This window comes from Burkholderia ubonensis, assembly GCF_902833085.1.
In the GTDB taxonomy this organism is placed as follows: Bacteria; Pseudomonadota; Gammaproteobacteria; order Burkholderiales; family Burkholderiaceae; genus Burkholderia; species Burkholderia ubonensis.
In genome coordinates this window covers 63,036-87,956 of the sequence record NZ_CADFEB010000002.1, presented here as the reverse complement: position 1 = coordinate 87,956, position 24,921 = coordinate 63,036, and the positions used below count along the sequence as shown (strand labels likewise).

Below are 24,921 nucleotides of genomic sequence, written 5' to 3'. Positions count from 1 at the left end.
AAGCCATTGCGCCCTAGACCAGATATCCGGACAAGACCCGCTGAGCCTCCGGTCCGAAACAAAGTGCAGTCGGGTTTGCCTCCGAGACAGCACGACGCTCGGCATGCGAATCGTCCACAAACGCGACGTTCTCCCCAACCACATAAGGCGCTTTACTCTCGACCTTGTCAAGGTGAACGATCTTGTCGAATTGCTCAGCAATACCCAACTTAGCCAATGTTTCGTCAACGCTCCGATCATGGCGGGTTATCAAGGTAACCTTCGTCCCACGATTCAACCTGAGCCCGACGATATAGCCTATGAGTTCGTAATTCACCGATCCGTCGGCAAACAGCAGCGTATCGTCCAGATCGACGTACAAGTGTTCAAGCCTGCCCTCAAACTTGATGCCCTCGTACAATGCCCGATCATAGATGAAGGAAGCCGCCGGAACCTTAGGCAGCGACACGGATTTGCCCAAAGCCTCCCAAAGTGCCGCCTGAACAAGATTGACCCCCTTTAGTCGCTCATACCCCATAGTTCCCGCAATCCGATTCGCAACTTCCATCAGCTTGAGTGCCCCTTGGCTATCGCGCTTGACCTGAAAAAACCACGGTCCGCGAACAGGAATCCGCTTCGCGATTTCTTCAGCAATCGGCAAGAATTCGGCAGGATCTTGTTCTTCTGCTCTCACGCATATCCCATTTCGAATACGTTGCCTTTCTCGCGCGCAAAGATACTGCAGGCTTCCGTCACGTGCGGTATAGCAATCGACCGTGTACTCGGCGCCAGGAAGGAATTCGGTTACGATGTACTTCTGGTCATCGCCCCAGCATTCCGTCAGCTGCTCCTTCGAGTTGATCTTGAATACGCCAACCGAACCTTGCCCTCTGTCTGGGCGAGCAAACAGAGGCAAAACGGCGTCCTGAGCATTCAGTTCATCGAACACTTTTGGCAGAAACGATGTGTCTGCCAGGGCCTCGTAAGTTGTGCTCTTGTATCGCATGATGGCAGCCGCTTCACGAGTTGGAGCAATAACCACCGCCCCCGTGAACGCAACCGTAGAGAACAACTCCATCACTTCGTCGTGCGCAGGAAACACCAAATCAATTTGATGCCCCTCAACTATCTCCGAGATTCGCGATAGAAGTGCATCTTTATTCCGCACATCCGGAAGATCACAAATCAGCGTCGGAAACAGTATATCTGAGTGGTCACGAATGGAATTCGCCCCAACCAAGTTAAAATGCTTGGAGAAACTCAGCGAACGCGCAATCTCCAATCCTATTTCCGTACCCGCAGGGTAAACCAATACATTCCACTTTTTCATAATCCGAACCCCTACCCTATTCCATCAGAGCGTCTTTAACGACGTCGCGCAAATCGCCGCACAATCCGATATTTAACCCGCTTGACAAATTCGTCCTTAATCAGATGATCAGGCACCGTAGCCAACGGAATATTCGGTCGAAACGCGTCAAAACCGGCCGACATTTTTTGAAACTCACGATCGTCAATACCATAGTCGCGTTCGAGAATTTCCCTTTGCCGCTCGTCACACAAATGATCGAACAGCCGACGCAGTCCCACCGCCTTGTAGACACCGCCAAGCCATTGATTATGAACGAAATATTGCAAAGTCTTCTCGATCTCCATCACCTCGCGCGATGCACCTTCGCTGCATTTGATTCGATCACGAAATGCATTCACAAACAGATTCGAGCCGACATTGTCAAAAAAATGCGCGGCAATTAGATAATGCTCATTAATTGTACGAATAGAATTTTCCGACGTGTGCGCACTGGCGTTCTCCCCCGGCAACACACGAAAATCAATTAGCGGAGCGTCATCGATATGAATTTTGTACGATTTTATAAATCGCACCCACATATCATAGTCCGGCAATTGACGCATGCGATTGTTGTAGCCCCCCAACTCCACATAGCATTCTCGCCTAATGAGGCTAGTCGGATGACACAGACAATTACCGATATCAAAGAAAAATCTCAGCCAATCACCCTGCGACCTGTTTGACTGATCAAATACCCGCCCGAACGCGACGTCACTCTTCGACAGCGCCCCCCCATCTTTATCGATGTAAGATGCACGCCCAAAGTGACCACCTATTTCAGGATGGCTTTCCATATAATTCACTTGCAAAGCAAGTTTCCCGGGCTTCCACATGTCATCCGAATTGATCAACGCGACATATTTCCCTCGCGCCATATCAAGCAGCTCATTATGGACGACGCATGCACCTCTATTGATCCGATTTGCCTTCAATTTTATTCTTGGATCATCAAAGCGCTCGATTACCTCTACCGTATCATCCTTAGACCCATCGTCAGAGATAAGAAATTCATAATCGCCGAATGATTGCGACAACACGCTACCAATCGCATCGGCAACAAACAGGCCGTGATTGTAGCTCGGCATAATCACTGAAACGAGAGGATTTGTCACATAAACTCCAGGCAAATTAAAGACGAGTCAGCATTACAAAAAACGCCGGGGGCAATACCAAACGCGCCAAATGAATCATTACTGGCGGCGTCAACATCTTTACTGCGCGCTTGACACCTCTCAACCCCGCCTTCACGCCTACGGCCGACGATCCTTTTTCGAGCAGTTGTCGTTGTTTTAAATTTCGACGCAACGTGCCAAATTCGTGCGCAAAGATTCCATTCGTAAACTTGTCGTATGCGTCCACAGCATCAAGCTGCTCCTGAATCTTATCCGCAGAGCTTAGTCCGCTCCACGCACCACCTCCATGAACGCGATAAATTGACAACGGTTCATGCGCATATGCAATTAGCCCCTGCATACCAATGCAGATGTTTACCGCCCAATCATATGCCTTCAGATCAAAAAGCCGTTGATCAATTCTACGAAGAGCGCTCGTACGATACATGCATGCCGAGAAATTCCCTGGCAAATTATCCCCGATAATATAGCGACTATCGATATACATAAATCCAAGCGAATCTACAGACGTGCGCGAAGTAAATCGTGCACCGCCCTCGTCCCAGATAAAGTAATTCGACGCACACATCACACATTCCGAGCAATCATCCATAATGCCAATCTGCTTGGTGAGTTTTTTGCGATGCGTCCACAGATCGTCACCCTCGAGAACGGCCACATATTCGGTTTCACATTCTGCGAAGGCGCGTTGGTAATTTCGCGTAATCCCTCGATTCTTTGTCGAATCCAAGTACTTAAATGAAAATCGCGAATCGATTCCTTCATACCCCTTGATCACGGCCAACGTGCCGTCGGTTGACGCGTCATCCGCCACGACAATCTGAATAAACCCGTCGTAGTTCTGATTGATGATGCTCTTCAATGCGTCGGCGACATATTCTTCATGATTATAGGTAACCAGAAGCACTGAAATCCGCGGTTTGTTTGAATCCTTCATGTCTACCTCTGCCCCCGAAGGACCAACTGGCTAATCATATCGACCTCAGAATCCGAAATCGTGTAGTACGTCGGAAGACACAAAACTCTCCGCGAAATATCTTCCGACACCGGCACGTCGAACGGCTCAACATAGGACAGCTGAGACAGTGACGGGTAAAAGTAGCGTCGCGGAACGATGCCATGTTCGTTCAGGAGCGTCAGAGTACGAAGCAGATCGGTTTCACTCGGAAAGATAACCGCATAGTACGCGTCATTAAACGCGCACCCTTTCGTAATGACAGGGCGCGTCAATTTCGAGCCTGCAAAATTGCGATCATAGCGTGCAGCAACGGACTGGCGTTTTGCAAGAACCGAGTCGATTCTTTTAAGATTCAGCAACCCCATTGCTGCATGCAGCTCACTGTTCTTCCCATTTATGCCCGGTGGGCCGAACGAAGTTGGACTCAAGTGTCCAAAATTCCGCAGCAGCGCCATCCGCTCGAGAAGTGCGGGATCCTCACAAAATACACCGCCACCTTCCACCGTATGGAACAATTTCGTTGCATGATAGCTGGTCGTCGAAATATCGCCATAGTGCAAGATTGATTTGCCCTTATACTGCGTCCCGAACGCGTGTGCAGCATCGTAGACAACTTTCAAATTGTGCTTATCGGCGATTTCCTGAATTGCGCTGATTTCGCATGCATTGCCGAACACATGTGTTGCCAGTATTGCGGTCGTTCGTTCCGTGATGGCAGCTTCAATCTTTTCCGGATCAATAGTCAGACTGGTAGGCAGAATGTCAACCATTACCGGTTTGCAACCCTCCCACACGATGCTCGACGTAGTCGCCACATAGCTAAACGGAGTGGTAATAATCTCGCCCTTCAGCTCAAGTGCCTTGATTGCGATTTGAAGCGCTATCGTACCGTTCGAGAGAAACAAAGTATTTGGAACCCCAAGCAATTCCTTCAACTTCGCCTCAAGCTCGTTTACCAACGGGCCGTGATTGGTCAGCCACTCTCTGCGCCAAATCCCCTCGAGCAATTCCACGTATTCATCAAGGTCTGGCAATGTAGGCTTAGTCACCGTAATTATCATTACTTGCTTCCTTCAAAAATTAGATCTTGATGAAATGGTCTGCATTCTAAGCCTTTCAGTGATACGTGATCACTTTCACGCCATGGGACGACGGAAATATTTACAAATCCGGCCTGTTTCATTGCCGAGGAAAGCGCGGCGGCATCATACATGTATTGATGCCCCCAATTACGAAGACTCTCATTAATGAGGTCCGCCCCTTCTTGAACGACCCAACCGACGTCTGCCCATTCGTCCAATTTCCCTTCTGCATATCGACTGACGAGATACTCTAGCGACGGTGTCGAAAGTCGAAGAATCCCCCCCGGCTTGAGAACTCGACGAGCCTCGCCGAGAAACGCCAGCCCGCTAGCCTTCGGAAGATGCTCAATAAAATGCTCGGTAAAAATATAGTCGACCGAACCGTCAGGAAACGGCAATCCCTTCGCAAGATCCCATCGGTACACGTCGGCTCCGCCATACGCGTCGATGTTTATCCAGCCCGGTATAACGTTGTGCCCGCACGCGATGTGCAGCATCAACGGCGACATGCCGGGATCGACGTCAGTCAACACCTTGGGAGGAACGTCGAGCGCAAGAACATTGTCTTCTTCTGTTTCCTGCGTCAGAAACTGGATTTCCTCCAACGCACCGAAACGCAAATTCCCGTAGATGTTCCACTCGCCTATCACACCAAATTGCGTAGCGACGGCCACGAAATCGGCGATCACGTAATCTTCGGCAATCTGACTCATCGGGTCAGCGTCAGGACCCGGCCTGGAAACCACTGCTGCGATGTCATAGCGCCCTCGCACAAACGCACACGGGATCCGCCACTTGGCTTTGTATACTTCGCCCGCTTTGACATTTGTAAGAAATTGGCTCTCGAGCAAGTTATCAAGGTAGGCGACGTCTGCTCCCGTTCTGTCTCTCACATGAATGCCGATACCGACCATCGAGATATCGACATTCATCTTGAACGAGGCAACCACGTACACGTCTTGACCGTGTTCGAAGGTTTCTTTGGGGCGGCCATACTCGTCGACGGTCTCTACTGATAGGTATGTCGCTGCACCGTCGCCGACGCGCTCGATGGCCGCCGTCTTTTCGAATCCGGTCTCATCCTGAGCCTTCTTTTCGTGCACGATCCCCGTATACAGGTTTGCGACATGTGCAGTGTCGGCAAATGCGACCATTTGTCCTTGCTCAAGCAACACGGCTTTTGAGCAAAGCGACTTGACGGCGCTGATGTCGTGGCTCACAAAAAGCAATGACAGCCCGTCGTCCATCATCCGGCGAATGCGATTCATGCATTTCGCCTGAAACACGGAGTCACCCACTGCCAAGGCCTCATCAACGATCAGCAGTTCCGGCTCAACGTGGCACGCCACTGAAAAAGCCAGGCGGACGTACATCCCGCTCGAATAGGTCTTAACCGGCTGATCAATAAACTGCCCAATGTCAGCAAACGCAGCAATGTCGTCGAATTTGCTGAGAATCTCCTCGCGTTCTAAGCCCAGAATTGCACCACTGAGCATGACGTTGTCACGCCCGGTAAACTCGGGGTTGAACCCGGCACCTAGTTCGAGCAATGCAGAAATCTTGCCGCGCGCCGTCACGTGTCCGTGGGTTGGTAGCAGAGTCCCGCAGATTATCTGCAGTAAAGTCGACTTGCCTGCACCATTCCTACCGATCACGCCAACGGTTTCTCCGCGAGCCACGTCAAAATCAACGCCCTTGAGCGCCCAGAACTCTTTATGATAACTCCGATCGCCCACTCGCCCTTTCCACAACCGGGACATAATAGATTGCTTGAGACGGTCAACCGGTGCGTCATAAATATGAAACACCTTGGAGACGTCTCTTACTTGCAAGATAGCGTCATCACATGACATCAGCAAATCCCCGGCGAGTTTTTTGGAACCAGACAAAGCACAAAAATGCAAAAATCAGAGATATAGCAAGGTAAACAACGTACTCAACCCCACTTGGGACCACACCAAAAAAAAGCACACTCCGCACCTGATCAATAACGACAGTCAGCGGATTAATGTACATAAGCACCTGAAAATTCTCAGGCAATGCCGTAATAGGAAAGAAAATAGGCGACGTAAATGGCAACACGGCGGTCAAAATAGTCACAAACTGACCAATGTCACGCAGATAAACCCCAAATGAAGATAAAAGCCACGAAAAACCCGCAGCAAAGAAAATGATCGGAAGGAGCACAACCGGAAGCAGCATCGATGTCCAGTGCAAATATCCCTTCACAACAACAAAGAAGGAAAACCACACACCAAAACCGATGACAGCATGAAAGAGAGCTGACCCGACGACCACCCACGGAAGAACTTCTAGCGGGAAAACAACTTTTTTAACGTAGTTCGAGTTTGACAAAATCAGCGCGGGCGACCGATTCAAGCACTCGCCAAGAAAATTGAACACCAGCAAACCGCAAAACAGCAGCATCGCGAAATCACCTTTTGAGTCGCCTGCCGTGCTCCAACGCGCCTTGAATACGACGCTAAAGAAGAACGTATAGACAACCAACATCAAAAGCGGGTTCACGACCGCCCACATTATCCCCATCAAAGAACCACGATATCGGATCGAAATGTCGCGCTTGATCAGCTCCGTCAATAGATAACGGTTTTTAAACGGCACCCTCAAAAAAGAAAGAATATGCATCCCAGGTTCGCCTATAATCTCAATCGAGATAATATCCATTTCACAAAAATTCCAATAGGATATTATCAAACACCAAATCATTTAATTCCGAAACGGCCCTAGCCGCCCGGCAAATCCATCGCGAATTCCTCGCCAGACCATGGACGCATTCGCCCTGATGGAGCGACCACCTTTGCATACATAAATCACTACTCTAACTGGCAAGCGCAACACCTCGCGGGATTTCCATATCCAAGAAACGTCGCCTCTCGAAAGTAAAACCAGCAGATTCCGAACCTGGTAATACCGACGAATTGGGCTATGCAACGGATAGGGGCGATTGAGCAGACGTACTGGCTGTTCACCCAACGAATGCGTCAGGACGAGCCACGGCAGCCCTACAATTCGAAACCCTTTTCGTTTTGCACGAAGACACCACTCGACATCAACAAAATCGATAAATAAATCATCTTCCATCGGCCCGATATCACGCCAAAATTTCAAATTCAGGCATGACCCTGACGAGATTAGAAAATCGACCTCGACAGGAGATGTTCCGTATGGTGGTATCCGCCTGAGGCGGAACGGCAAAAACTGGACAAATGGCGTGACTGCGCCAAACCTCGCATCGAAGTATGCAGGACCAATCAGAGCTACGTTTTCGCTCTTTGCTGACAAGCAAGCAGCATATTCCATGAGCCCTTGAAGCAGCGTCGCAGGCGCATCGCTATCCTGATCGAAAAGAAACGCAAATTCGATCCCTTGCGCAAGCAGCTCGGCAACACCCTGATTCTGAGCAGTCGCAATACCAAGATTCGCGAAATTGCGCACCTGCAACACCCTCGAGTTCAGCATCGAGACACGCGCTATCGACTCGCCCGCAGGCGTGTTGTCAACGACAACGCACGTCATGAATTCGGATAGCCGATTCGCTCGTGCAATACATTGGTCATCGGGATAGAACAGCACAACGACCGCGCCAAAGCGCCTCGGATCTGCCGAAGGACCGTTAGACGCCGCCAATCGTCCCCTCTCTCAGACACAGCGCCAAAGCTGTTTGCCAGGCAGGCGGATCGAGGAAAAATTGCGATCGAAGCTTGTCGTTACACAAGACAGAGTTCGCCGGTCGAGCCACCGGAGTCGGGTATTCCGATGATGAGATTCGCATCACTTTCGGGCGCTTCGCCTCTTCAGAAATTGCGAGCCGGAAGATTTCAGCAGCGAAATCTGCCCATGTGGTAACTCCCGCCGCAGTCAGATGATAAATACCGGATTTTTCTGTCCACCAATCATCTGCATCGATCCCGATCGCGGCTTTCTGTGCCAGCACATGACCAGTCAAAGTTGCAATCGTACGACTCCAGGTTGGAGCACCGTACTGGTCGGCAACGACCTTCAACTCATCTCGTTCGCGAGCCAGCCGCAACATGGTCAATAGGAAATTCTTTCCGCGCATGCCGTAGACCCAGCTGGTGCGAAATACAAGGTGACGCTTGGCTATTGCTACTACGGCCTGCTCACCCAAAAGCTTGGTCTCCCCGTAAACATTCAACGGCCCAGTTGCGTCGCTTTCTCTATACCCCGCGTCTTGGCCGCTGCAATTGCGACCACCACTGAAAACATAGTCAGTCGAGTAATGAATCAGCCCGGCGTCAACGCTATTCGCGCACTCCGCCAACAAAGCGGGGGCGTCCGCATTCACCGCCTTCGCCGCCTCGGCGTCCGTCTCTGCGCGATCAACGGCCGTATATGCAGCCGCATTGACGATGACAGACGGTCGGACTTCCACAGCAACCTTGCGCACGGCTGCCGGGTCATCCAGCGACAACGCTGCGCGATCGAGAGAAATGATGGTCCCTAGCCCACTCAGCGTGCGTGCCAATTCGAACCCGACTTGACCGCTGGCGCCGAGAATCAAAATGGGTCCGTTTGTGCGCGACATCGGTGCTACGTTCAATTGAATACCTCTGCGTCCAGAAGCATCGGAGCCGCGGCGTCCTTCGCAGCCAAGACAGGCTGATCCAGCAATGGCCATTCAATGCCAATTGCCGGATCCGACCAATGAATGGAACGCTCCCACTCCGGATACCAGTAGTCGGTCGTCTTGTATAGGAAATCCGCCGACTCGGAGACCACCAGGAAGCCATGGGCAAATCCCGGCGGAATCCACATTTGCCGCCGGTTTTCTTCGGAAAGCCTTACCCCGACCCAAGCGCCAAAGTTCGTTGATCCCTTTCGAATATCTACCGCGACGTCGAACACCTCGCCTTTGGTAACACGCACCAACTTCCCCTGCGCGTGCTGCACCTGATAGTGCAAGCCACGCAGCACCCCCCTTGCCGAGCGAGAATGGTTGTCTTGAACGAAGACGGCGCTTGCATCCACCTTTTCGGCAAATTCTCGTGCATTAAAGCTCTCGAAGAAGAATCCGCGAGCATCGCCAAACACCTTCGGCTCGATGATCTTTACTTCGGGAAGCGCGGTAGCGGTTACTTGGATGGCCATGCGACTTGATCTGTAAGAATGTTCTTGAGATATTGGCCGTAGCCGTTCTTGGCAAGCGGCTGCGCAAGTTTCAACAGTTGCTCGCCGTCGATCCAGTGTCGGCGGTATGCAATTTCCTCGGGACATGCCACGACAAGTCCCTGCCGCTTCTGCAGCGTCGCAATGAAACTCGCGGCTTCAATCAGCGAATCGTGCGTACCGGTATCGAGCCATGCGTAGCCACGGCCCATGATTTCGACGTTCAACGTGCCGTCTTCAAGATAGCGCGAGTTAACATCGGTAATCTCCAGCTCGCCGCGCGGCGACGGCTTGATGTCAGCCGCAATGTCACATACTCGATTGTCGTAAAAGTACAGGCCCGTCACAGCGTAGTTCGAACGCGGCTTCGCAGGCTTTTCCTCGATCGACAGCGCACGGAATTCCCGGTCGAACTCGACTACCCCGTAGCGCTCCGGATCGTGCACGTGATACGCGAACACCGTGGCACCAGCTTCCTGCGCATGCGCCCGTTCGAGCTGTTTCGCAAGATCGTGCCCGTAGAAGATGTTGTCGCCGAGGATCAGCGCCGACGGATCGTTGCCGACGAAGTCCTCGCCGATGATGAACGCCTGCGCAAGGCCGTCCGGCGACGGCTGCACTGCGTACTGGATGTTCATGCCCCATTGGCTGCCGTCGCCGAGCATCGTCTCGAAGCGCGGCGTATCCTGCGGCGTCGAGATGATCAGGACATCGCGGATCCCCGCCACCATCAACGTGGACAGCGGGTAATAGATCATCGGCTTGTCGTACACCGGCAGGAGCTGCTTCGACACGACGTGCGTGATCGGATACAGCCGCGTACCGGACCCGCCGGCGAGAATGATGCCTTTACGTGCCATCGCGTCAGTCCTCAAGCGCGCTGCGAATAGTTGGTCTCGACCCAGTTTCGGTATTCGCCCGACGCCACTTCGTCGGCCCACACCTGATTGTCGAGATACCAGTCGACGGTCTTCGCGAGCCCCGTCTCGAACGTCTCGGCCGGCTTCCAGCCCAACTCGCGCTCGAGCTTGCGCGCATCGATCGCGTAGCGGCGGTCGTGGCCAGGACGATCCTTCACATAGGTAATCTGGTCGCGATACGAGCCGGCAGCCTTCGGGCGGGCCTTGTCGAGCAGATCGCACAGCGTGTGGACGACGTCGAGATTCTTCTTCTCGTTCCAGCCACCGACGTTATACGTCTCGCCCGGCACACCGCGCGCGAGCACTTCGCGAATCGCGCTGCAATGATCGCCGACATACAGCCAGTCGCGCACGTTCTGGCCGTCGCCGTAAACCGGCAGCGACTTGCCCGCGAGCGCATTCGCTATCATTAGCGGAATCAGCTTTTCGGGGAACTGGTACGGACCGTAGTTGTTCGAACAGTTCGTCGTCAGCGTCGGAAGACCATACGTGTGATGATATGCGCGCACGAGATGGTCAGAGCCCGCCTTCGTCGCGGAATACGGGCTGTTCGGCGCGTATGGCGTCGTTTCGGAAAACTGCGGATCGGTCGCGGACAGCGAGCCGAACACTTCGTCGGTCGACACGTGCAGGAAGCGGAACGCAGCCTTGTCGGCATCGTCCAGGCCATTCCAGTAAGTACGCGCTGCCTCGAGCAGCGTGAACGTGCCGACGACATTGGTCTGGACGAAATCTGCGGGCCCATGGATCGAGCGGTCGACGTGGCTTTCGGCGGCGAAGTGCAGGACGGCGCGCGGCTTGTGCTCGGCGAACAACGCATCGAGTGCGGCGCGATCGCAGATGTCGACGCGCGCAAACACGTGTTTCGGATTCCCTTCCAGCGACTGAAGCGTGCGAAGATTGCCGGCGTAGGTCAGCTTGTCGACGTTGAGCACGGCTTCATCAGATTGACGCAGCCAGTCGAGTACAAAATTGGCGCCGATAAAACCTGCGCCGCCCGTAACCAGGATCATGAGGCTCCCTCTAGAAATTCACGACAAGCATCGCTCAGGACCTTGCCACGTCGGTATTGCAAGTGGCGACATCATCCGAGCCGCCTCAGGCCCGGCATTTTACCCGGTCGCCATGCCCGCCAAAGTCATCTGATGTTAATTTTCACGGGGAAAGCAACAATTATAAGAAGCTCCCTGATGCAAAAGCCATGCCGCTAACAACTTGAAACAGCGGTGCGAACCCGCATCGCCCACGAAAATGCTTGTCAGATCAATCACTTGGGGTGGCGCAGCGATTGCGTGACCAAGCGATTTTGCCGAACTTTTCTCTACCTAACCGCCCAGCCTTGCAACCACCCACCCCCATGCCCCCTCCCCCCATCGCCATCGGCGACATCCAAGGCTGTCATTCCGCCTTCGCCTCGCTGACGGAAAAGCTTGCCGCCCCGCCCGACACCCCGTTCTGGATTGCCGGCGACGTCGTCAACCGCGGCCCGGCCTCCCTTGCCGCCCTGCGCGCGCTCGTCGATCTCGGCCCCCGCGCCACCGTCGTCCTCGGCAACCACGACCTCCACCTGCTCTCTGCCGCAGCGGGCATCCGCTCCGAACGCCCCGGCGACACGATCGGCGAAATCCTCGACGCGCCCGACGCCGAAGCGTTGCTGGAATGGGTTCGCCATCTCCCGTTCGCGCATTTCGAGCACGGGATGCTGCTCGTCCACGCGGGCGTCCTGCCGCAATGGGACGTCACGCTCGCGCTGGAGCTCGCCGACGAACTGCAGCGCGCGCTGCGCGCGCCGGACTGGCGCGACACGCTCTCGCACCTGTACGGGAACGAACCGAACCAATGGCATCCGAACCTGAAAAAGCGCGACCGGATGCGCGTCGCATTCAACGCGTTCACGCGCATCCGCTTCTGCACGGCGGACGGTGCGATGGAGTTCCGCGCGAGCGGCGGCCCCGCCAGCGCGCCGCCCGGCTACCTGCCGTGGTTCGACGTGCCCGGCCGCCGCACCGAAGACGTGACGGTCGTGTTCGGACATTGGGCCGCGCTCGGCCTGATGCTGCGCGACAACGTCATCGCGCTCGATTCGGGGTGCGTATGGGGAAATCAGCTGTCGGCCGTGCGCCTGACGGCCGATCCGGCCGGACGCACGGTCACGCAGGTGCAATGCGAGGCGTGCCGCACGCCCGGAGAGTGAGGAGAGTAAGCGCGCGCCGGCCCTAGCCTTCGCGGCCCGGCACCGGCTCGTCGGCCGCGCCGTCGGCGGCCGCACCGGCGCCGACTTCGGTCGCCGGGTAGGCATCCCGGGCAAGCTGCGCGAGCGCATCGGCCGTGGGCCGGCCGATGCCGGCCTGCATCGTTTCGAGCGCCGCAGCAATCGACTCGCGTGCAGCCGCGGACGTCGCGCGCCGGTCGCCACCGGGCTCGATCGGATCGCACACGTACAGGTGCGCAACGAGCGGACCGCCGCCCAGCACCATATCGAGCGACTTGCCGAGCGACAGCTCGCCGATGTACGCCGGCGCGACCGACTGGCGCCCCTGCGCATCCTCGTACATCAGGCAGACCGGCTGCACCGCACAGCCGGCGGACACCGCGGCCTGGAACAGGTTCGCATGGAACGGCAGCAGCCCCTGCCCGTCGGAGGTCGTCCCTTCCGGGAACACGCACATCAACCCGCCGTTGCGCAGGCGGTCGGCCATCTCGTGCATGATCCGCATCGCCTCGGTGCGCTTCTCGCGCTGCAGGAACACGGTGTCGAGCTGCGCCGCGAGCCAGCCGACGACCGGCCACTGGCGCACCTCCGCCTTCGACACGAACGGCGTCGGCCGCCACGCGTTGATCGCGTAGATGTCGAGCCACGAGATGTGATTGCCGACGACGAGCGCGCTCGAATCGAGGCGCGCGCCGTCGTTGTGGACCACGAGACGCATCCCGCAGATCCGCAGCAGCTTGACGGACCAGCGCCGGGTCATCTCGATGCGTTGCGCAGGCGCGAGGCGCGGAAAGCGCAGCGCGACGATCGTCATGCCGCGCAGCAGGTGAAAGACGAGGCGCAACTTGCGAAGGGCTGTCATGGCGCGGTCCGGCGATTCAGTTCTCGAACGCAATCTGCCCGGCGACGAGCGTCGCGCGCACGCGGGCCGGCAGTTCGTAGCCGAGGAACGGCGAGTTGTGGCCCTGGCTCTTCAATCCGCGCGGCTCGACGCGCCAGTGCGCGCGTGAATCGAACACGCACAGGTCGGCCGCACCGCCTTCGGTCACGCGGCCGGCCGGCAACTTCAGCACGTCGGCGGGCGCGGACGTGATGCGCCTGAGCGCCTGCGCGAGCGGCGTGCCCGTCTCGTCGGCCCACTTCACCGTCAGCGACAGCAGCAGTTCGAGGCCGGTCGCGCCGGGCGTCGCCTCGCCGAACGGCAGCAGCTTCTCGTCATCGTCGACGGGCGTATGGTCGGAGCAGATCGCGTCGATCGTGCCGTCGGCCAGCGCCGCGCGGATCGCCTCGCGGTCGCGTTCGCTGCGCAGCGGCGGATCGAGGCGGAACTGCGAATCGAAATAGCCGATGTCGACGTCGATCAGGTGCAGGTGGTTCGAGCTGACATCACACGTCACCGGCAAGCCTTCCGCCTTCGCCTCGCGCACGAGCGCGAGACCGGCTGCCGACGACAGCCGCGCGAGGTGCACGCGCGCGCCCGTCACGCGCATCAGCTCGAAGATCGTGTGCAGCGCGATCGTCTCGGCCGCGACCGGCACGCCGGACAGCCCGAGCCGCGACGCGAGCGGGCCGCTCGCCGCGACGCCGCCACGGCCGATGAACGCGTCGAGCGGGCGCAGCCACGTGGTGAAGCCGTACGTGCTCGCGTACTGCAGCGCGCGCAGCAGCACCTGCGTGTCGCGCACCGGCACGTTCGCGTGCGTAAAGCCGACGCAGCCCGATTCGGTCAGCGCGACCATCTCGGTGATCACTTCGCCCTTGAGGCCGACCGTCAGCGCGCCGAGCGGATAGACGTTCGCCTGGCGCAGGTTGCTCGCGCGGAATTTCAGCATCTCGACGAGGCCCGGCTCGTCGAGCACGGGGTCGGTGTCCGGCGGGCACACGAGGCTCGTCACGCCGCCCGCGACGGCCGCGGCCATCTCGGACTGGAGCGTCGCCTTGTGCTCGTAGCCGGGCTCGCGCAGCCGCGCGCACAGGTCGACGAGGCCGGGCGCGACGATCATGCCGGTTGCATCGATCGTCTTCGCGGCGTTGAAATCGGCCGGCGCCGTGCCGACCGCGGCGATCTTGCCGGCCGCGACGAAAACGTCGGCCTGCCGTTCGGTGCCGGCGACCGGGTCGATCAGCGTGCCGCCTTTGATATGAATCTTCATGCGCTGTCTGTGAATGCGTTGAATGCGTGTAAGGGTGCGCGGCGCGCGGGCTCAGTCGTTGTTGCCGGCGACGATGCCCATCACCGCCATCCGCACGGCGATGCCGAACGTGACCTGGTTGAGGATCACCGACTGCGGGCCGTCCGCGACCTGCGAGTCGATCTCGACGCCGCGGTTCATCGGGCCGGGGTGCATCACGATCGCGTCCGGCGCGGCGAGCGCGAGGCGCTCGGGCGTCAGGCCCCAGGTCTTGAAGTACTCCTGCGCGGACGGCAGCAGCGCGCCGCTCATCCGCTCGTTCTGCAGGCGCAGCATGATGATCACGTCGACGTCCTTGAGCCCCTCGTCGAGGTTGTGGAACACGCGCACGCCCATCTGCTCGAGCCCGCCCGGCAGCAGCGTGCGCGGGCCGATCGCGCGCACTTCCGGCACGCCGAGCGTGGTCAGCGCGTGGATGTCCGAGCGCGCGACGCGCGAGTGCAGGATGTCGCCGACGATCGCCACGCGCAGCTTCGTGAAGTCGCGCTTGTAGTGGCGGATCGTGTACATGTCGAGCAGGCCCTGCGTCGGGTGCGCGTGACGGCCGTCGCCGGCGTTGATCACATGCACGTGCGGCGCACAGTGCTCGGCGATCAGGTACGGCGCGCCGCTCGACGCATGACGCACGACGAACAGGTCCGCATGCATCGCCGACAGGTTGTTGATCGTGTCGAGCAGCGACTCGCCCTTGCTCGTCGACGAAGCGTTGATGTTCAGGTTCAGCACGTCGGCCGACAGTCGCGTCGCGGCGATCTCGAAGGTCGTGCGGGTACGCGTCGAGTTCTCGAAGAACAGGTTGAACACGGACTTGCCGCGCAACAGCGGCACCTTCTTCACTTCGCGATCCGTCACGCTGACGAACTGCTCGGCAGTATCGAGAATGTGCGTGACGATCGAGCGCGGCAGCCCTTCGATCGACAGCAGGTGCTTCAGCTCGCCGTTTTTCGTGAGCTGCGGGTTGCCCTTCAGGAAGCCGTAGCGGAATCGCTCGGGGCTCGCGGCCGCAGCGGGATTGCCGGTGCGGCCAGTCGTGTCGGTGGTCATGATGTGCGTGAGTCCAACGTATGCAAACGGGCCGCGGCGCGAACCGGCGGCCCGGGATCCTGGTTCGGGGCGCTCAGCCGCCGTGCGCCTCGACGCGCAGCGTGAACTGCGCCGCGTCGTCGCGTGCGAGCACGAGGGTCGCGTCGGCCGGCACGCCGATCGTGCCGCCGGCGAAACGCGCGGCGACCGGCAGCTCGCGGCCGCCGCGGTCCGCCAGCACCGCCAGCTCGACCGCGGCCGGACGGCCGTAGTCGAACAGCTCGTTGAGCGCCGCGCGGACGGTGCGGCCCGTGTACAGCACGTCGTCGACGAGCACGATGCGCGCGCCGTCGACGTCGAACGGCAGCGAGGTCGGGCTCGCCTGGCTGTGCAGCCCCTTCTTCGCGTAGTCGTCGCGGTGCAGCGCGACGTTCACCACGCCGAAGCCGGGCGCGCCGAGATCGCGCGCGAGCCGCTCGGCCAGCCATGCGCCGCCGCTGTGGATGCCGGCGAGCCGGGGGCCGCCCGCGTCGGCGAAGGCCGCGCCGTACGCGTCGCGGATCTGGTCCAGCAGGACGCGGTATAGCGCCTCGGCGTCAATGGTGCTCATGGTCGGACAATTGGTCGAGATACTGTTGAAGGATGACGCGCGCGGCCTCGGCATCGAGCATCCCGGCGCGCGCGCGGCCGCGGACGTCCCGCTCGCGCAGCGCGGCCTCGGCCTCGACCGACGAATAGCGCTCGTCGACCCAGGTCACCGGCAGGCCGAAGCGGCCGTTCAGCTGGTTGCCGAAACGCTTCGCCTGCTGCGTCATGTCGTGCGGGGTGCCGTCCGGATGCATCGGCAGGCCGACGACGAGCGCGTCCGGCCGCCATTCGGCCAGCAGGTCGCCGACCGCCTTGAAGCGGTGCTCGCGGTTCAAGTTGGAAATCACGACGAGCGCGCGGGCCGAGCGCGTCAGCGCATTGCCGATCGCGACGCCGATGCGTTTCTCGCCGTAGTCGAACGCCATGAGCGTCGCGTCACGCGCGCTCGTGCCGTTCATGCGTGCCCTGCTTCGCCGGACAGCATCGACGAGCTGACGCCGAGCAGGCCGAGCGCGGCCTCGAAGCGCTCCTCGGCCGGCGTGTCGAACACGATCCGCGGATCGGCGGCGACGGTCAGCCAGCCGTTGCGGGAGATTTCCTCCTCGAGCTGCCCCGCGCCCCAGCCCGCATGGCCGAGCGTCAGCAGGAAGCGCTTCGGGCCCGTGCCCGTCGCGACCGCCTCGAGCACGTCCTTCGACGTCGTCATCTCCAGCCCGCCCTCGACGGACATCGACGAGTTGTAGCTCGCGCCCTCGACCGGCTCGTGCAGCACGAAGCCGCGCTCCGTCTGCACCGGGCCGCCGAAATACACGGGGATGTGCAGGAGCGGCTCGATCTCGAGCTTCAGGTCGATGCGGTTGAACAGGGATTCGAGGTCGATGTCGGTCGGACGATTGATGACGAGGCCGAGCGCGCCGCGCTCGCTGTGATCGCAAAGGTAGACCACCGTTCCCGAGAACGTCGGATCGGCCATGTTCGGCATGGCGATCAGGAACTGGTTGGTAAGGTTGATGCGATCGGAAGGCTTTGACATGGTTTGGATTTTAGCAAAGACACCGCGGCCTGTTGGCGGCCGCGATCAACAAGCAACGCCGCGCCGCGCTGGCAACGGCGCGCACGGATCACACGGCACTCTAACATGCACACGGGAGCCGGCGGCAGCGCGTTGCCGGGCGCGCGGCACGGGCGCCCGCGACGCATCAACCGTGCCCGGTCCGGCCGAGCGCGGCGCCGAGAGCTTCGCCGGCCGCGCTCAGGTCCGGCGGCGCCACGCCGGCCGCGATCTTGAGCAGCGCCGCGCGCAGCATGTCCGACGCGTGCCGGTGCGCCGCGAGGCCGCCTTCGGCCGCCGGCACGCCGTGCGCGGCGCGGCGCCACGCGAGGCCGAGCGCGTCGGCCAGCAGCGCCGCATGACCAAGGCCGAGCGCACAGGCCGCCGCGCCCACGCGGTACGCGGCTTCGGCCGCGCGCCATGCGGCGCTCGCGTCGGCCGTCGCCGGATCAGCCGCGAGGTCGGCCATCGACGCGTCGGCGGTCTGCAGGAAATCCTCGTAAGCATGCGCGTTGACGGTCACGACGCCGAGCTCGCGGGTCGGCGCCGCCGCGATCGCGTCCTGCTCGGCGCGCGCGGCGTCGGCCTCCCACAGCGCTTCGGACGCCGGCGTGCCCGCCACGTGCCAGTCGACCGTCAATCCGTAGTCGTGCAGCACGTCGACGAGCGCGACGTCCTCGGCCGCCGCGCCGAACAGCGCGAAGTCCCGCCACAGCAGCGCCACCGTCTCGCGCACGAGGTCGGGCGGCGCGGCCCGGCGGCCCTGCGCGTGCTCGCCGAGCAGCAGGTTGGTGCGCGCGAGGAAGCGTTTCAGTTCGATCGCGCCGCTTGCGCGCAGCGCACGCATGCACGCGGCCGCGAGCCGCCAGAAGTCATAGGGCGCGTCGGCGGCGAGTTCGGTCATGCAGGCGTCGAGCGCGTCGAGCGCCGCATCGGGCGGCACCTGGTGCGCCCGCAGCGCGGCGAGCAGCGCCTGCTCGTAGCGTGCGCGCGTGCGCGCGACGGCCGCGGCGGGCAGCACGCGCAGCGAGGCGGGCGGCACCGCGCGGCCGGCGAGCGCGAGCGTGTCGTACGGCACCTGCACGCGCAGGTCGGCCGCGCTCTGCGTGCGCAGCGTGCGGAAGTGGTCGAACAGGATCGGCGAGCAGGCGAGCTCGCGCAGGTTGTGCCGTGCGACCGCGGCCCGGAAATCGCGCAGCGCGGCCCGGCATCCGGCGGAAGTCGGCTCGGTGGCGACGAGCGCGGCGGCCTGCGCCAGCTGGCCCGCGAAGCGGGCCGCGGGCAGCCAGCCGGCTTCGGCGAGCACGGCCGCAGCCGCGGACAACGGCGCGGCCGCATCATCGCGGCGATCGAACGCCGCCTCGGCCGCCGCGAGCCACGCGTCGGCCGCCCGCACCGCCCCGCCGCGCGGGTTGGGCAGTGCATCAATAACGGGTATTACCGCCTGATCGGACATCGAGGGCACTCGCGCTGGTCATGGCCAAGCTGCTCGCGTTGCCGCCGCGCCAAAGCGCCGGCGGCACGGAGGCCGGAGCGGAATGTCCTGAGGGCGACGGTCCGGTCAGATCTGGACCATCTCGAAGTCTTCCTTGCGCGCGCCGCATTCCGGACACGTCCAGTTGATCGGGACGTCTTCCCAGCGCGTGCCCGGGGCGATGCCCTCTTCGGGCAGCCCGGCTTCTTCGTCGTAAATCCAGCCACAAATCAGGCACATCCAGCTCTTGTATTCCATCTTAAGCCGCGTAGGGAAGGTCGGTAAATTCGGGAGCCATGATGGTACCGTGTCGGGGCCGGACTGCCTAGCGATCGCGCTCCACGCGCGCGCCTTCGTTGCGTCGCGCTAAAAAATCCGTTCTGCGTGCCGGTTTTCCGCCGCATAATGGCTGCAAAGGGCGCACGCCGCTGGTGCAGCCCGCCCCGCTTGACCGTTTCTTCTTGCCCCATTTGTCCATGTCCAGCAACGCCCCTCCGATCGTCCTTACCTTCGGCTTGTCCGATCCCACCGGCGGCTCCGGCCTCCAAGCCGATCTGATGACCCTGGCGAGCATGGGCTGTCACGGCGTGTCCGTCCTGACGGGCTATACCGTGCGTGACTCGGCTGCCTGCGACGAGGTGACGGGCCTCGATCCCGACGTCGTCGCCGCGCAGGCGCGCATGCTGCTCGAGGACATGCCGGTCGCCGCGTTCAAGATCGGCGCGACCACGCGCGCGGAAGTCGTGAGCGCGATCGCCGAGGTGGTCGCCGACTATGACGGCGTGCCGCTCGTGCTCGCGCCCGATTTCACGCTCGACGACGAGCACGTGCTTGCCGCCGACGACCTGCGCGAATCGATTGCCGACCTGCTTGCACCGCAGACGACGCTGCTGGTCGCCGACCATGCGACGCTGATCGCGCTCGCGCAGCCGGACGGCGACGCGGAAGCGCCGAATCTCGACGCCGCGCTGTCGCATCTGCTGTCGCAGGGCTGCGAGTACATTCTCGCGTCCGAAGCCGGCTCGCATCGGCTCGTCAATACGCTGTACGGCGAGGAAGGCCAGATCCGCGAAGACATGTGGGATCGCACGCCGCACCGGCTGATGGGCCTCACCGATACGCTCGGCGCGGCGATCGCGGCGCTGCTCGCGAACGGGCAGGAGCCGCCCGAAGCGGTGCGCGAGGCGCAGGAATACCTGTACCAGGCCGTGCGCGACGCGTTCCGGCCGGGCATGGGCGCGTACCTGCCGGACCGGTTCTTCTGGGCGCGCAGCAACGACGAGGATGCTTCGCCGCCCGCGATGACGCCGGACGCGCTGCCGAGGACGACGCACCGGCATTGAGTCGTCGGGGGCTCACCCATGTGAACAAGCGACGTCGCTCCCCTCCTCCTCAGGCCATTTGCCTTCATCCGGTAACCAGCATCTGGATATCGACACGGAATCGAGAGTGCGAAATCTCTCGCTCCGTGCGATGCCCGTCACGCTTGCAGTCCACCCCTAAGTGGCACCACGGACACTCGACTCATCGGGGGGGCCATGCCAATCCCCGCATCCTAACGATTGCTGTCAATTCACTGCTCGTCGATTTCTGGCTCGCATCGTATCGACCGTCGGCAAGCTGACGATCGTCAAATAGTACTTTTCATCTGCGCAACGAACCGGAAATCGAAGCAGTCCGATAGATCAGGACTATCCGGCATGTTACGTTCATAACTCTCAGGGCGGAAGTGGCGGAATAGTAGGCATGGGATACGACATCCAGGCCAACAAAGCGATCTGAAAATCGGAGAAATCATGCTGTTTATTTCGAAGCAAGGACACGTGGATGCAGAGCACGTCATCGTAAAGATCTTTCCGTCTATTGAGCGAGGACCAATGGAGAAAGTCAACGGAATTGTCGTTCATCAGACGGGAGGAACGACAACATCGAGCACCTTCAATAGCTACAGCAATAACACGCACGTACCCAATGGCGCACACTTCCTGATCGACAAAGACGGGACCATTTATCAAACTGCATCCTTGTGCAGAATTACCAATCATGTTGGCAAATTGCAGTCCCGCTGCATCAGAACCCTAAAGTGCTCCCCAACCGACATCCAGGCAGCAAGACGAGCATACAAAGCCGGCCCCACGGTATTTCATCGTCACGAATCCCAAAAACCATTTCCGGACCGCTACCCCTCGAATTCGGACTCGATCGGAATCGAGCTAGTCGGCATGTACTATATGGACGAGAAGACCGGCGAACCTGTTTACGAGGACGTAACCAACGAACAAAATGCATCTCTCAGATGGTTGATACGGGAATTGTCCGAAACACTGGACGTCCAGATGAGCGAGGTATATCGGCATCCGGAAGTCGGTCGCAAAAACGCGACCGAGGCAAGCACGGCGAGATGGGAGTGACGAAATGAGCTTGCATGGATATGTCGCCGTCGTCGCCTTGTGCGTCCCCCTGTCCATTTGCCACGCTCGAGAAGTCAGCGCCGTGACGATTACTGAATCCGGCGAGTCCTCTGACAGGCATGACCCGCTGACCAGGGAGGCATGCAGGAAATTCACACCGACCGTTGCACAGCTGAAGCAGTTCTTTTCCAGAGCCGTGCCGATTGACGGCAAGTTCGTCGCACACGATTACTATTCGCCCTGCCGTGCGAGCGGCACCGTGTCCTTTCCGGATGGCAGCTCCGGCAAATGGCGCATCTACTCCAGCGGCACGGCGTCACTCACTTGGGCATCGAGCGGAAACACGGTCTATCTCTACAACGGTCGTCACAACGGCTGGCATGATCCGTTTGCGTGCAGCTATGGGCTTCATGACGCAGATGACGAAGCGTCGTGCTATCTGCCGGGTTTCTGAAGATGGGCTACGCGCTGAAGAAGCTCAATCCGACGACTACCGTTCTGCGACCGGGGCAAGTATTGAAGTACCAGAAAGCATCGGTTCAACGCGTCATCACAAGCTGGAGACGGATATCCACGACATCGATCGCACAACGCTATAACGGGGGCGGCGATCCCAATTACGCTACGAAACTCGACTACGTGCTGCTAACGCTTCGTCAAGGAAAGGCTGCAACATGCGAACAATAGTTCTCGTAGCCTTTTTTACCACCGGGCTCCTTCGCCGCATCAAATAGTGTTATTCCGAGTGAGCGAGAGCTTCGCGCCGAATGCTCATACGAAATAACCGGCGTAAAGGAATGTTTGCAGAAGAAACAGCAAGACAGTGAAGCTAATTTGAAGCGCGCCGAAAACACGGCAGAGAATTATTTCGACAGGTGGGATGAAGACTCCAAGTACATCCGAATTACGAAGGCGAGGTTTGTCGCTTCAAAAAAGGCATTTGTCAAATATCGCGAAGCACAATGCGCATTTTCTTCATCTTTGGGCGGCGGAGCAATTGGCAACGCTCTCGAAATGCAGCGTTTGGCTTGCGTCGCGGAGCTCAACAATCGACGAGCCGATCAACTACGCAACGCAGTGTCCGGCTTGCCGTTGAAGTAGGCGGCGAAGCTTCGTGCTGCCCGTCGGGCTTCCGATTCCGCCCGCCATCGCACAAACAAAAAAAGACCCGCATCGCTGCGGGTCTCTTCCTTGGCTGGAACGCGCGTCGCCGCGCGTTCCGGACACCATCGACCGAAGTCGATTACATGTCCATGCCCATGCCGCCCATGCCGCCCGGCATGCCGCCCGGCATCGGAGCGTCTTCCTTCGGCAGTTCTGCGACAGCTGCGTCCGTCGTCAGCAGCAGGCCAGCAACCGACGCTGCGTTCTGCAGTGCGGTGCGCGTGACCTTGGTCGGGTCGACGACGCCGGCTTCGACCATGTCGACGTACTCGCCCGTCGCTGCGTTGTAGCCGTAGTTGCCCTTGCCTGCAGCAACCGCTGCCACCACGACGCTCGCTTCTTCGCCGCCGTTCGTGACGATCTGGCGCAGCGGCTCTTCCATTGCGCGCAGCACGATCTTGATGCCGGCGTTCTGGTCGGCGTTCGCGCCGGTCACGCCTGCGATCGCGGTGCGTGCGCGGATCAGCGCAACGCCGCCGCCCGGGACGATGCCTTCTTCAACGGCAGCGCGGGTTGCGTGCAGCGCATCTTCGACGCGTGCCTTCTTTTCCTTCATTTCGACTTCGGTCGCAGCACCGACCTTGATCACTGCCACGCCGCCGGCCAGCTTCGCCACGCGCTCTTGCAGCTTCTCACGGTCGTAGTCCGACGTCGCTTCTTCGATCTGCGTGCGGATTTGCTTGACGCGCGCTTCGATGTTCACGGCTTCGCCTGCGCCGTCGATGATCGTCGTGTTTTCCTTGCCCACTTCGATACGCTTCGCCTGGCCCAGTTCTGCCAGCGTTGCCTTCTCGAGCGTGAGGCCGGTTTCTTCCGCGACGACTTGACCGCCGGTCAGGATCGCGATGTCTTCCAGCATGGCCTTGCGGCGATCGCCGAAGCCCGGCGCCTTGACCGCAACGGTCTTCAGGATGCCGCGGATGTTGTTGACGACCAGCGTTGCGAGCGCTTCGCCTTCGACGTCTTCAGCGATGATCAGCAGCGGACGGCCTGCCTTCGCGACTTGTTCGAGCACCGGCAGCAGATCGCGGATGTTCGACACCTTCTTGTCGTGCAGCAGCACGAACGGGTTCTCGAGAACGGCGACTTGCTTGTCCGGGTTGTTGATGAAGTACGGCGACAGGTAGCCGCGGTCGAACTGCATGCCTTCGACGACGTCCAGCTCGTCGGCCAGCGACTTGCCGTCTTCGACGGTGATCACGCCTTCCTTGCCGACCTTGTCCATCGCTTCAGCGATGCGATCGCCGATCGACGAGTCGCTGTTCGCCGAGATCGAGCCGACCTGTGCGATTTCCTTGTTCGTCGTGCACGGCTTGCTGATCTTCTTCAGCTCTTCGACAGCCGCTGCGACTGCCTTGTCGATGCCGCGCTTCAGGTCCATCGGGTTCATGCCCGATGCGACGTACTTCATGCCTTCGCGAACGATCGATTGCGCGAGGACGGTTGCCGTCGTCGTGCCGTCGCCTGCGTTGTCACTGGTCTTGGAAGCGACTTCCTTGACCATTTGCGCGCCCATGTTCTGGAGCTTGTCCTTCAGCTCGATTTCCTTCGCGACCGACACGCCGTCCTTGGTGACCGTCGGGCCGCCGAAGCTGCGCTCGAGCACCACGTTGCGGCCCTTCGGACCCAGCGTGACCTTCACTGCGTTGGCGAGAATGTTCACGCCTTCGACCATCTTCGAGCGGGCGGAATCGCCGAATACGACGTCTTTAGCTGCCATCTTCTAACTCCTTGGATTCTTGGGAATATGTACCGTTAGTGGACGCTTACTTGGCGTTGACCACGGCCATGATGTCTTCTTCGCGCATCACCAGCAGTTCCTGGCCGTCGACCTTGACGGTCTGGCCGGCGTACTTGCCGAACAGGACGCGATCGCCGACCTTCACGTCGAGCGCGATCGGCGCGCCCTTGTCGTCGCGCTTGCCCGGGCCGATGGCCAGGACTTCGCCTTGGTCCGGCTTCTCAGCGGCTGCGTCGGGGATCACGATGCCCGAGGCGGTCTTGGTTTCCTGATCGAGGCGCTTGACGATCACGCGATCGTGCAAAGGACGAAGGTTCATATTCACTCCTCTCTTGACTGAGATTGAAGAACGCTTGGGAATCTGCCCGGCGGGACGCCCGGCAGAAAATTGTTAGCACTCTCGTGCAGCGAGTGCTAATTATATGGACGGGTTTTGACAAATTCAAGAAGGGGGGAAGCACGATTTTTACGCGCGTCCGAACGGCCCGAAGCGC

26 protein-coding genes are annotated in these 24,921 nt (G+C 59.7%); 5 read left to right on the top strand and 21 right to left on the bottom strand.

Going from position 1 to position 24,921, the window contains the following annotated elements; genetic code table 11:
- Window positions 1-13 precede the first annotated feature (13 nt).
- The 11 genes from HWX31_RS04335 to rfbB form a co-directional block, all read right to left on the bottom strand.
- Window positions 14-1,309, bottom strand: a complete 1,296-nt coding sequence (locus HWX31_RS04335; protein ID WP_174963281.1) for an ATP-grasp domain-containing protein — start codon at window positions 1,307-1,309, stop codon at window positions 14-16.
- Between the two features lie 35 nt (window positions 1,310-1,344).
- Window positions 1,345-2,442: a glycosyltransferase gene (locus tag HWX31_RS04330; protein WP_174963279.1), complete on the bottom strand. Its 1,098-nt coding sequence runs from the start codon at window positions 2,440-2,442 to the stop codon at window positions 1,345-1,347.
- Between the two features lie 16 nt (window positions 2,443-2,458).
- Window positions 2,459-3,400, bottom strand: a complete 942-nt coding sequence (locus HWX31_RS04325; RefSeq protein WP_174963277.1) for a glycosyltransferase — start codon at window positions 3,398-3,400, stop codon at window positions 2,459-2,461.
- A gap of 2 nt (window positions 3,401-3,402) precedes the next feature.
- Entirely contained in the window at window positions 3,403-4,434 is a 1,032-nt protein-coding gene (locus tag HWX31_RS04320; protein ID WP_244143658.1) for a DegT/DnrJ/EryC1/StrS family aminotransferase, read from the bottom strand.
- Between the two features lie 47 nt (window positions 4,435-4,481).
- Window positions 4,482-6,392 (bottom strand): ATP-binding cassette domain-containing protein, encoded by a 1,911-nt coding sequence (locus tag HWX31_RS04315; protein WP_174963273.1) that lies wholly within the window; start codon window positions 6,390-6,392, stop codon window positions 4,482-4,484.
- Complete coding sequence (locus HWX31_RS04310) at window positions 6,346-7,188, bottom strand: ABC transporter permease (RefSeq protein WP_244143657.1); 843 nt, start codon at window positions 7,186-7,188, stop codon at window positions 6,346-6,348. The genes HWX31_RS04315 and HWX31_RS04310 overlap by 47 nt, the downstream gene beginning before the upstream one ends.
- Window positions 7,189-7,230: 42 nt before the next feature.
- Window positions 7,231-7,983, bottom strand: coding sequence for a glycosyltransferase family 2 protein (locus tag HWX31_RS04305; protein WP_244143656.1), 753 nt, complete (start codon window positions 7,981-7,983; stop codon window positions 7,231-7,233).
- A gap of 154 nt (window positions 7,984-8,137) precedes the next feature.
- Window positions 8,138-9,070, bottom strand: coding sequence for a dTDP-4-dehydrorhamnose reductase (gene rfbD / locus HWX31_RS04300; protein ID WP_174963262.1), 933 nt, complete (start codon window positions 9,068-9,070; stop codon window positions 8,138-8,140).
- Window positions 9,071-9,081: 11 nt separating this feature from the next.
- Window positions 9,082-9,633, bottom strand: a complete 552-nt coding sequence (gene rfbC / locus HWX31_RS04295) for a dTDP-4-dehydrorhamnose 3,5-epimerase (protein WP_174963260.1) — start codon at window positions 9,631-9,633, stop codon at window positions 9,082-9,084.
- Entirely contained in the window at window positions 9,618-10,511 is an 894-nt protein-coding gene (gene rfbA, locus HWX31_RS04290; RefSeq protein WP_174963258.1) for a glucose-1-phosphate thymidylyltransferase RfbA, read from the bottom strand. Before rfbA ends, rfbC begins: the two co-directional genes overlap by 16 nt.
- Before the next feature lie 11 nt (window positions 10,512-10,522).
- Window positions 10,523-11,584 carry a dTDP-glucose 4,6-dehydratase gene (gene rfbB / locus HWX31_RS04285; RefSeq protein ID WP_174963256.1) on the bottom strand — a complete coding sequence of 354 codons (1,062 nt, stop codon included), beginning with the start codon at window positions 11,582-11,584 and terminating at the stop codon, window positions 10,523-10,525.
- A 344-nt stretch (window positions 11,585-11,928) separates the two neighbouring features.
- On the opposite strand from rfbB, the gene HWX31_RS04280 reads away from it, so the two are divergent.
- A complete protein-coding gene (locus tag HWX31_RS04280) occupies window positions 11,929-12,765 on the top strand; it encodes a symmetrical bis(5'-nucleosyl)-tetraphosphatase (protein WP_174963365.1) in 837 nt (278 codons plus the stop codon).
- A gap of 22 nt (window positions 12,766-12,787) precedes the next feature.
- Here the strand turns inward: HWX31_RS04280 and HWX31_RS04275 are convergent, their stop codons facing one another.
- The 8 genes from HWX31_RS04275 to HWX31_RS04240 form a co-directional block, all read right to left on the bottom strand.
- Entirely contained in the window at window positions 12,788-13,645 is an 858-nt protein-coding gene (locus tag HWX31_RS04275; RefSeq protein ID WP_174963254.1) for a lysophospholipid acyltransferase family protein, read from the bottom strand.
- A 16-nt stretch (window positions 13,646-13,661) separates the two neighbouring features.
- Window positions 13,662-14,936, bottom strand: coding sequence for a dihydroorotase (locus HWX31_RS04270; protein WP_174963251.1), 1,275 nt, complete (start codon window positions 14,934-14,936; stop codon window positions 13,662-13,664).
- Window positions 14,937-14,987: 51 nt separating this feature from the next.
- Window positions 14,988-16,019 (bottom strand): aspartate carbamoyltransferase catalytic subunit, encoded by a 1,032-nt coding sequence (locus HWX31_RS04265; RefSeq protein WP_059483352.1) that lies wholly within the window; start codon window positions 16,017-16,019, stop codon window positions 14,988-14,990.
- A gap of 73 nt (window positions 16,020-16,092) precedes the next feature.
- On the bottom strand, window positions 16,093-16,608 hold the full coding sequence (gene pyrR / locus HWX31_RS04260; protein ID WP_059611342.1) for a bifunctional pyr operon transcriptional regulator/uracil phosphoribosyltransferase PyrR: 516 nt from the start codon (window positions 16,606-16,608) through the stop codon (window positions 16,093-16,095).
- Window positions 16,595-17,044, bottom strand: coding sequence for a Holliday junction resolvase RuvX (ruvX, locus tag HWX31_RS04255; protein ID WP_059611340.1), 450 nt, complete (start codon window positions 17,042-17,044; stop codon window positions 16,595-16,597). Before ruvX ends, pyrR begins: the two co-directional genes overlap by 14 nt.
- A complete protein-coding gene (locus HWX31_RS04250) occupies window positions 17,041-17,619 on the bottom strand; it encodes a YqgE/AlgH family protein (protein WP_059611337.1) in 579 nt (192 codons plus the stop codon). Before HWX31_RS04250 ends, ruvX begins: the two co-directional genes overlap by 4 nt.
- Before the next feature lie 166 nt (window positions 17,620-17,785).
- Window positions 17,786-19,093, bottom strand: a complete 1,308-nt coding sequence (locus HWX31_RS04245) for a hypothetical protein (protein WP_175933872.1) — start codon at window positions 19,091-19,093, stop codon at window positions 17,786-17,788.
- A gap of 105 nt (window positions 19,094-19,198) precedes the next feature.
- Window positions 19,199-19,369: a rubredoxin gene (locus tag HWX31_RS04240; protein WP_004186709.1), complete on the bottom strand. Its 171-nt coding sequence runs from the start codon at window positions 19,367-19,369 to the stop codon at window positions 19,199-19,201.
- A 218-nt stretch (window positions 19,370-19,587) separates the two neighbouring features.
- Between HWX31_RS04240 and HWX31_RS04235 the strand changes: the two genes are divergently transcribed.
- The 4 genes from HWX31_RS04235 (at window position 19,588) to HWX31_RS04220 (ending at window position 22,623) form a co-directional block, all read left to right on the top strand.
- Entirely contained in the window at window positions 19,588-20,454 is an 867-nt protein-coding gene (locus HWX31_RS04235) for a hydroxymethylpyrimidine/phosphomethylpyrimidine kinase (RefSeq protein ID WP_059611335.1), read from the top strand.
- A gap of 453 nt (window positions 20,455-20,907) precedes the next feature.
- The gene (locus HWX31_RS04230; protein WP_174965856.1) at window positions 20,908-21,522 is read left to right on the top strand and encodes a peptidoglycan recognition protein family protein; all 615 of its coding nucleotides are present in this window, start codon (window positions 20,908-20,910) and stop codon (window positions 21,520-21,522) included.
- A 4-nt stretch (window positions 21,523-21,526) separates the two neighbouring features.
- Window positions 21,527-21,976, top strand: coding sequence for a hypothetical protein (locus HWX31_RS04225; protein ID WP_174965855.1), 450 nt, complete (start codon window positions 21,527-21,529; stop codon window positions 21,974-21,976).
- Window positions 21,977-22,260: 284 nt separating this feature from the next.
- Window positions 22,261-22,623, top strand: coding sequence for a lysozyme inhibitor LprI family protein (locus HWX31_RS04220; RefSeq protein WP_174965858.1), 363 nt, complete (start codon window positions 22,261-22,263; stop codon window positions 22,621-22,623).
- Window positions 22,624-22,765: 142 nt separating this feature from the next.
- On the opposite strand, the gene groL is transcribed toward HWX31_RS04220, so the two are convergent.
- Window positions 22,766-24,406: a chaperonin GroEL gene (gene groL / locus HWX31_RS04215; protein ID WP_059611329.1), complete on the bottom strand. Its 1,641-nt coding sequence runs from the start codon at window positions 24,404-24,406 to the stop codon at window positions 22,766-22,768.
- A gap of 46 nt (window positions 24,407-24,452) precedes the next feature.
- Window positions 24,453-24,746 (bottom strand): co-chaperone GroES, encoded by a 294-nt coding sequence (gene groES / locus HWX31_RS04210; RefSeq protein WP_004186661.1) that lies wholly within the window; start codon window positions 24,744-24,746, stop codon window positions 24,453-24,455.
- Between the last annotated feature and the right edge of the window lie 175 nt (window positions 24,747-24,921).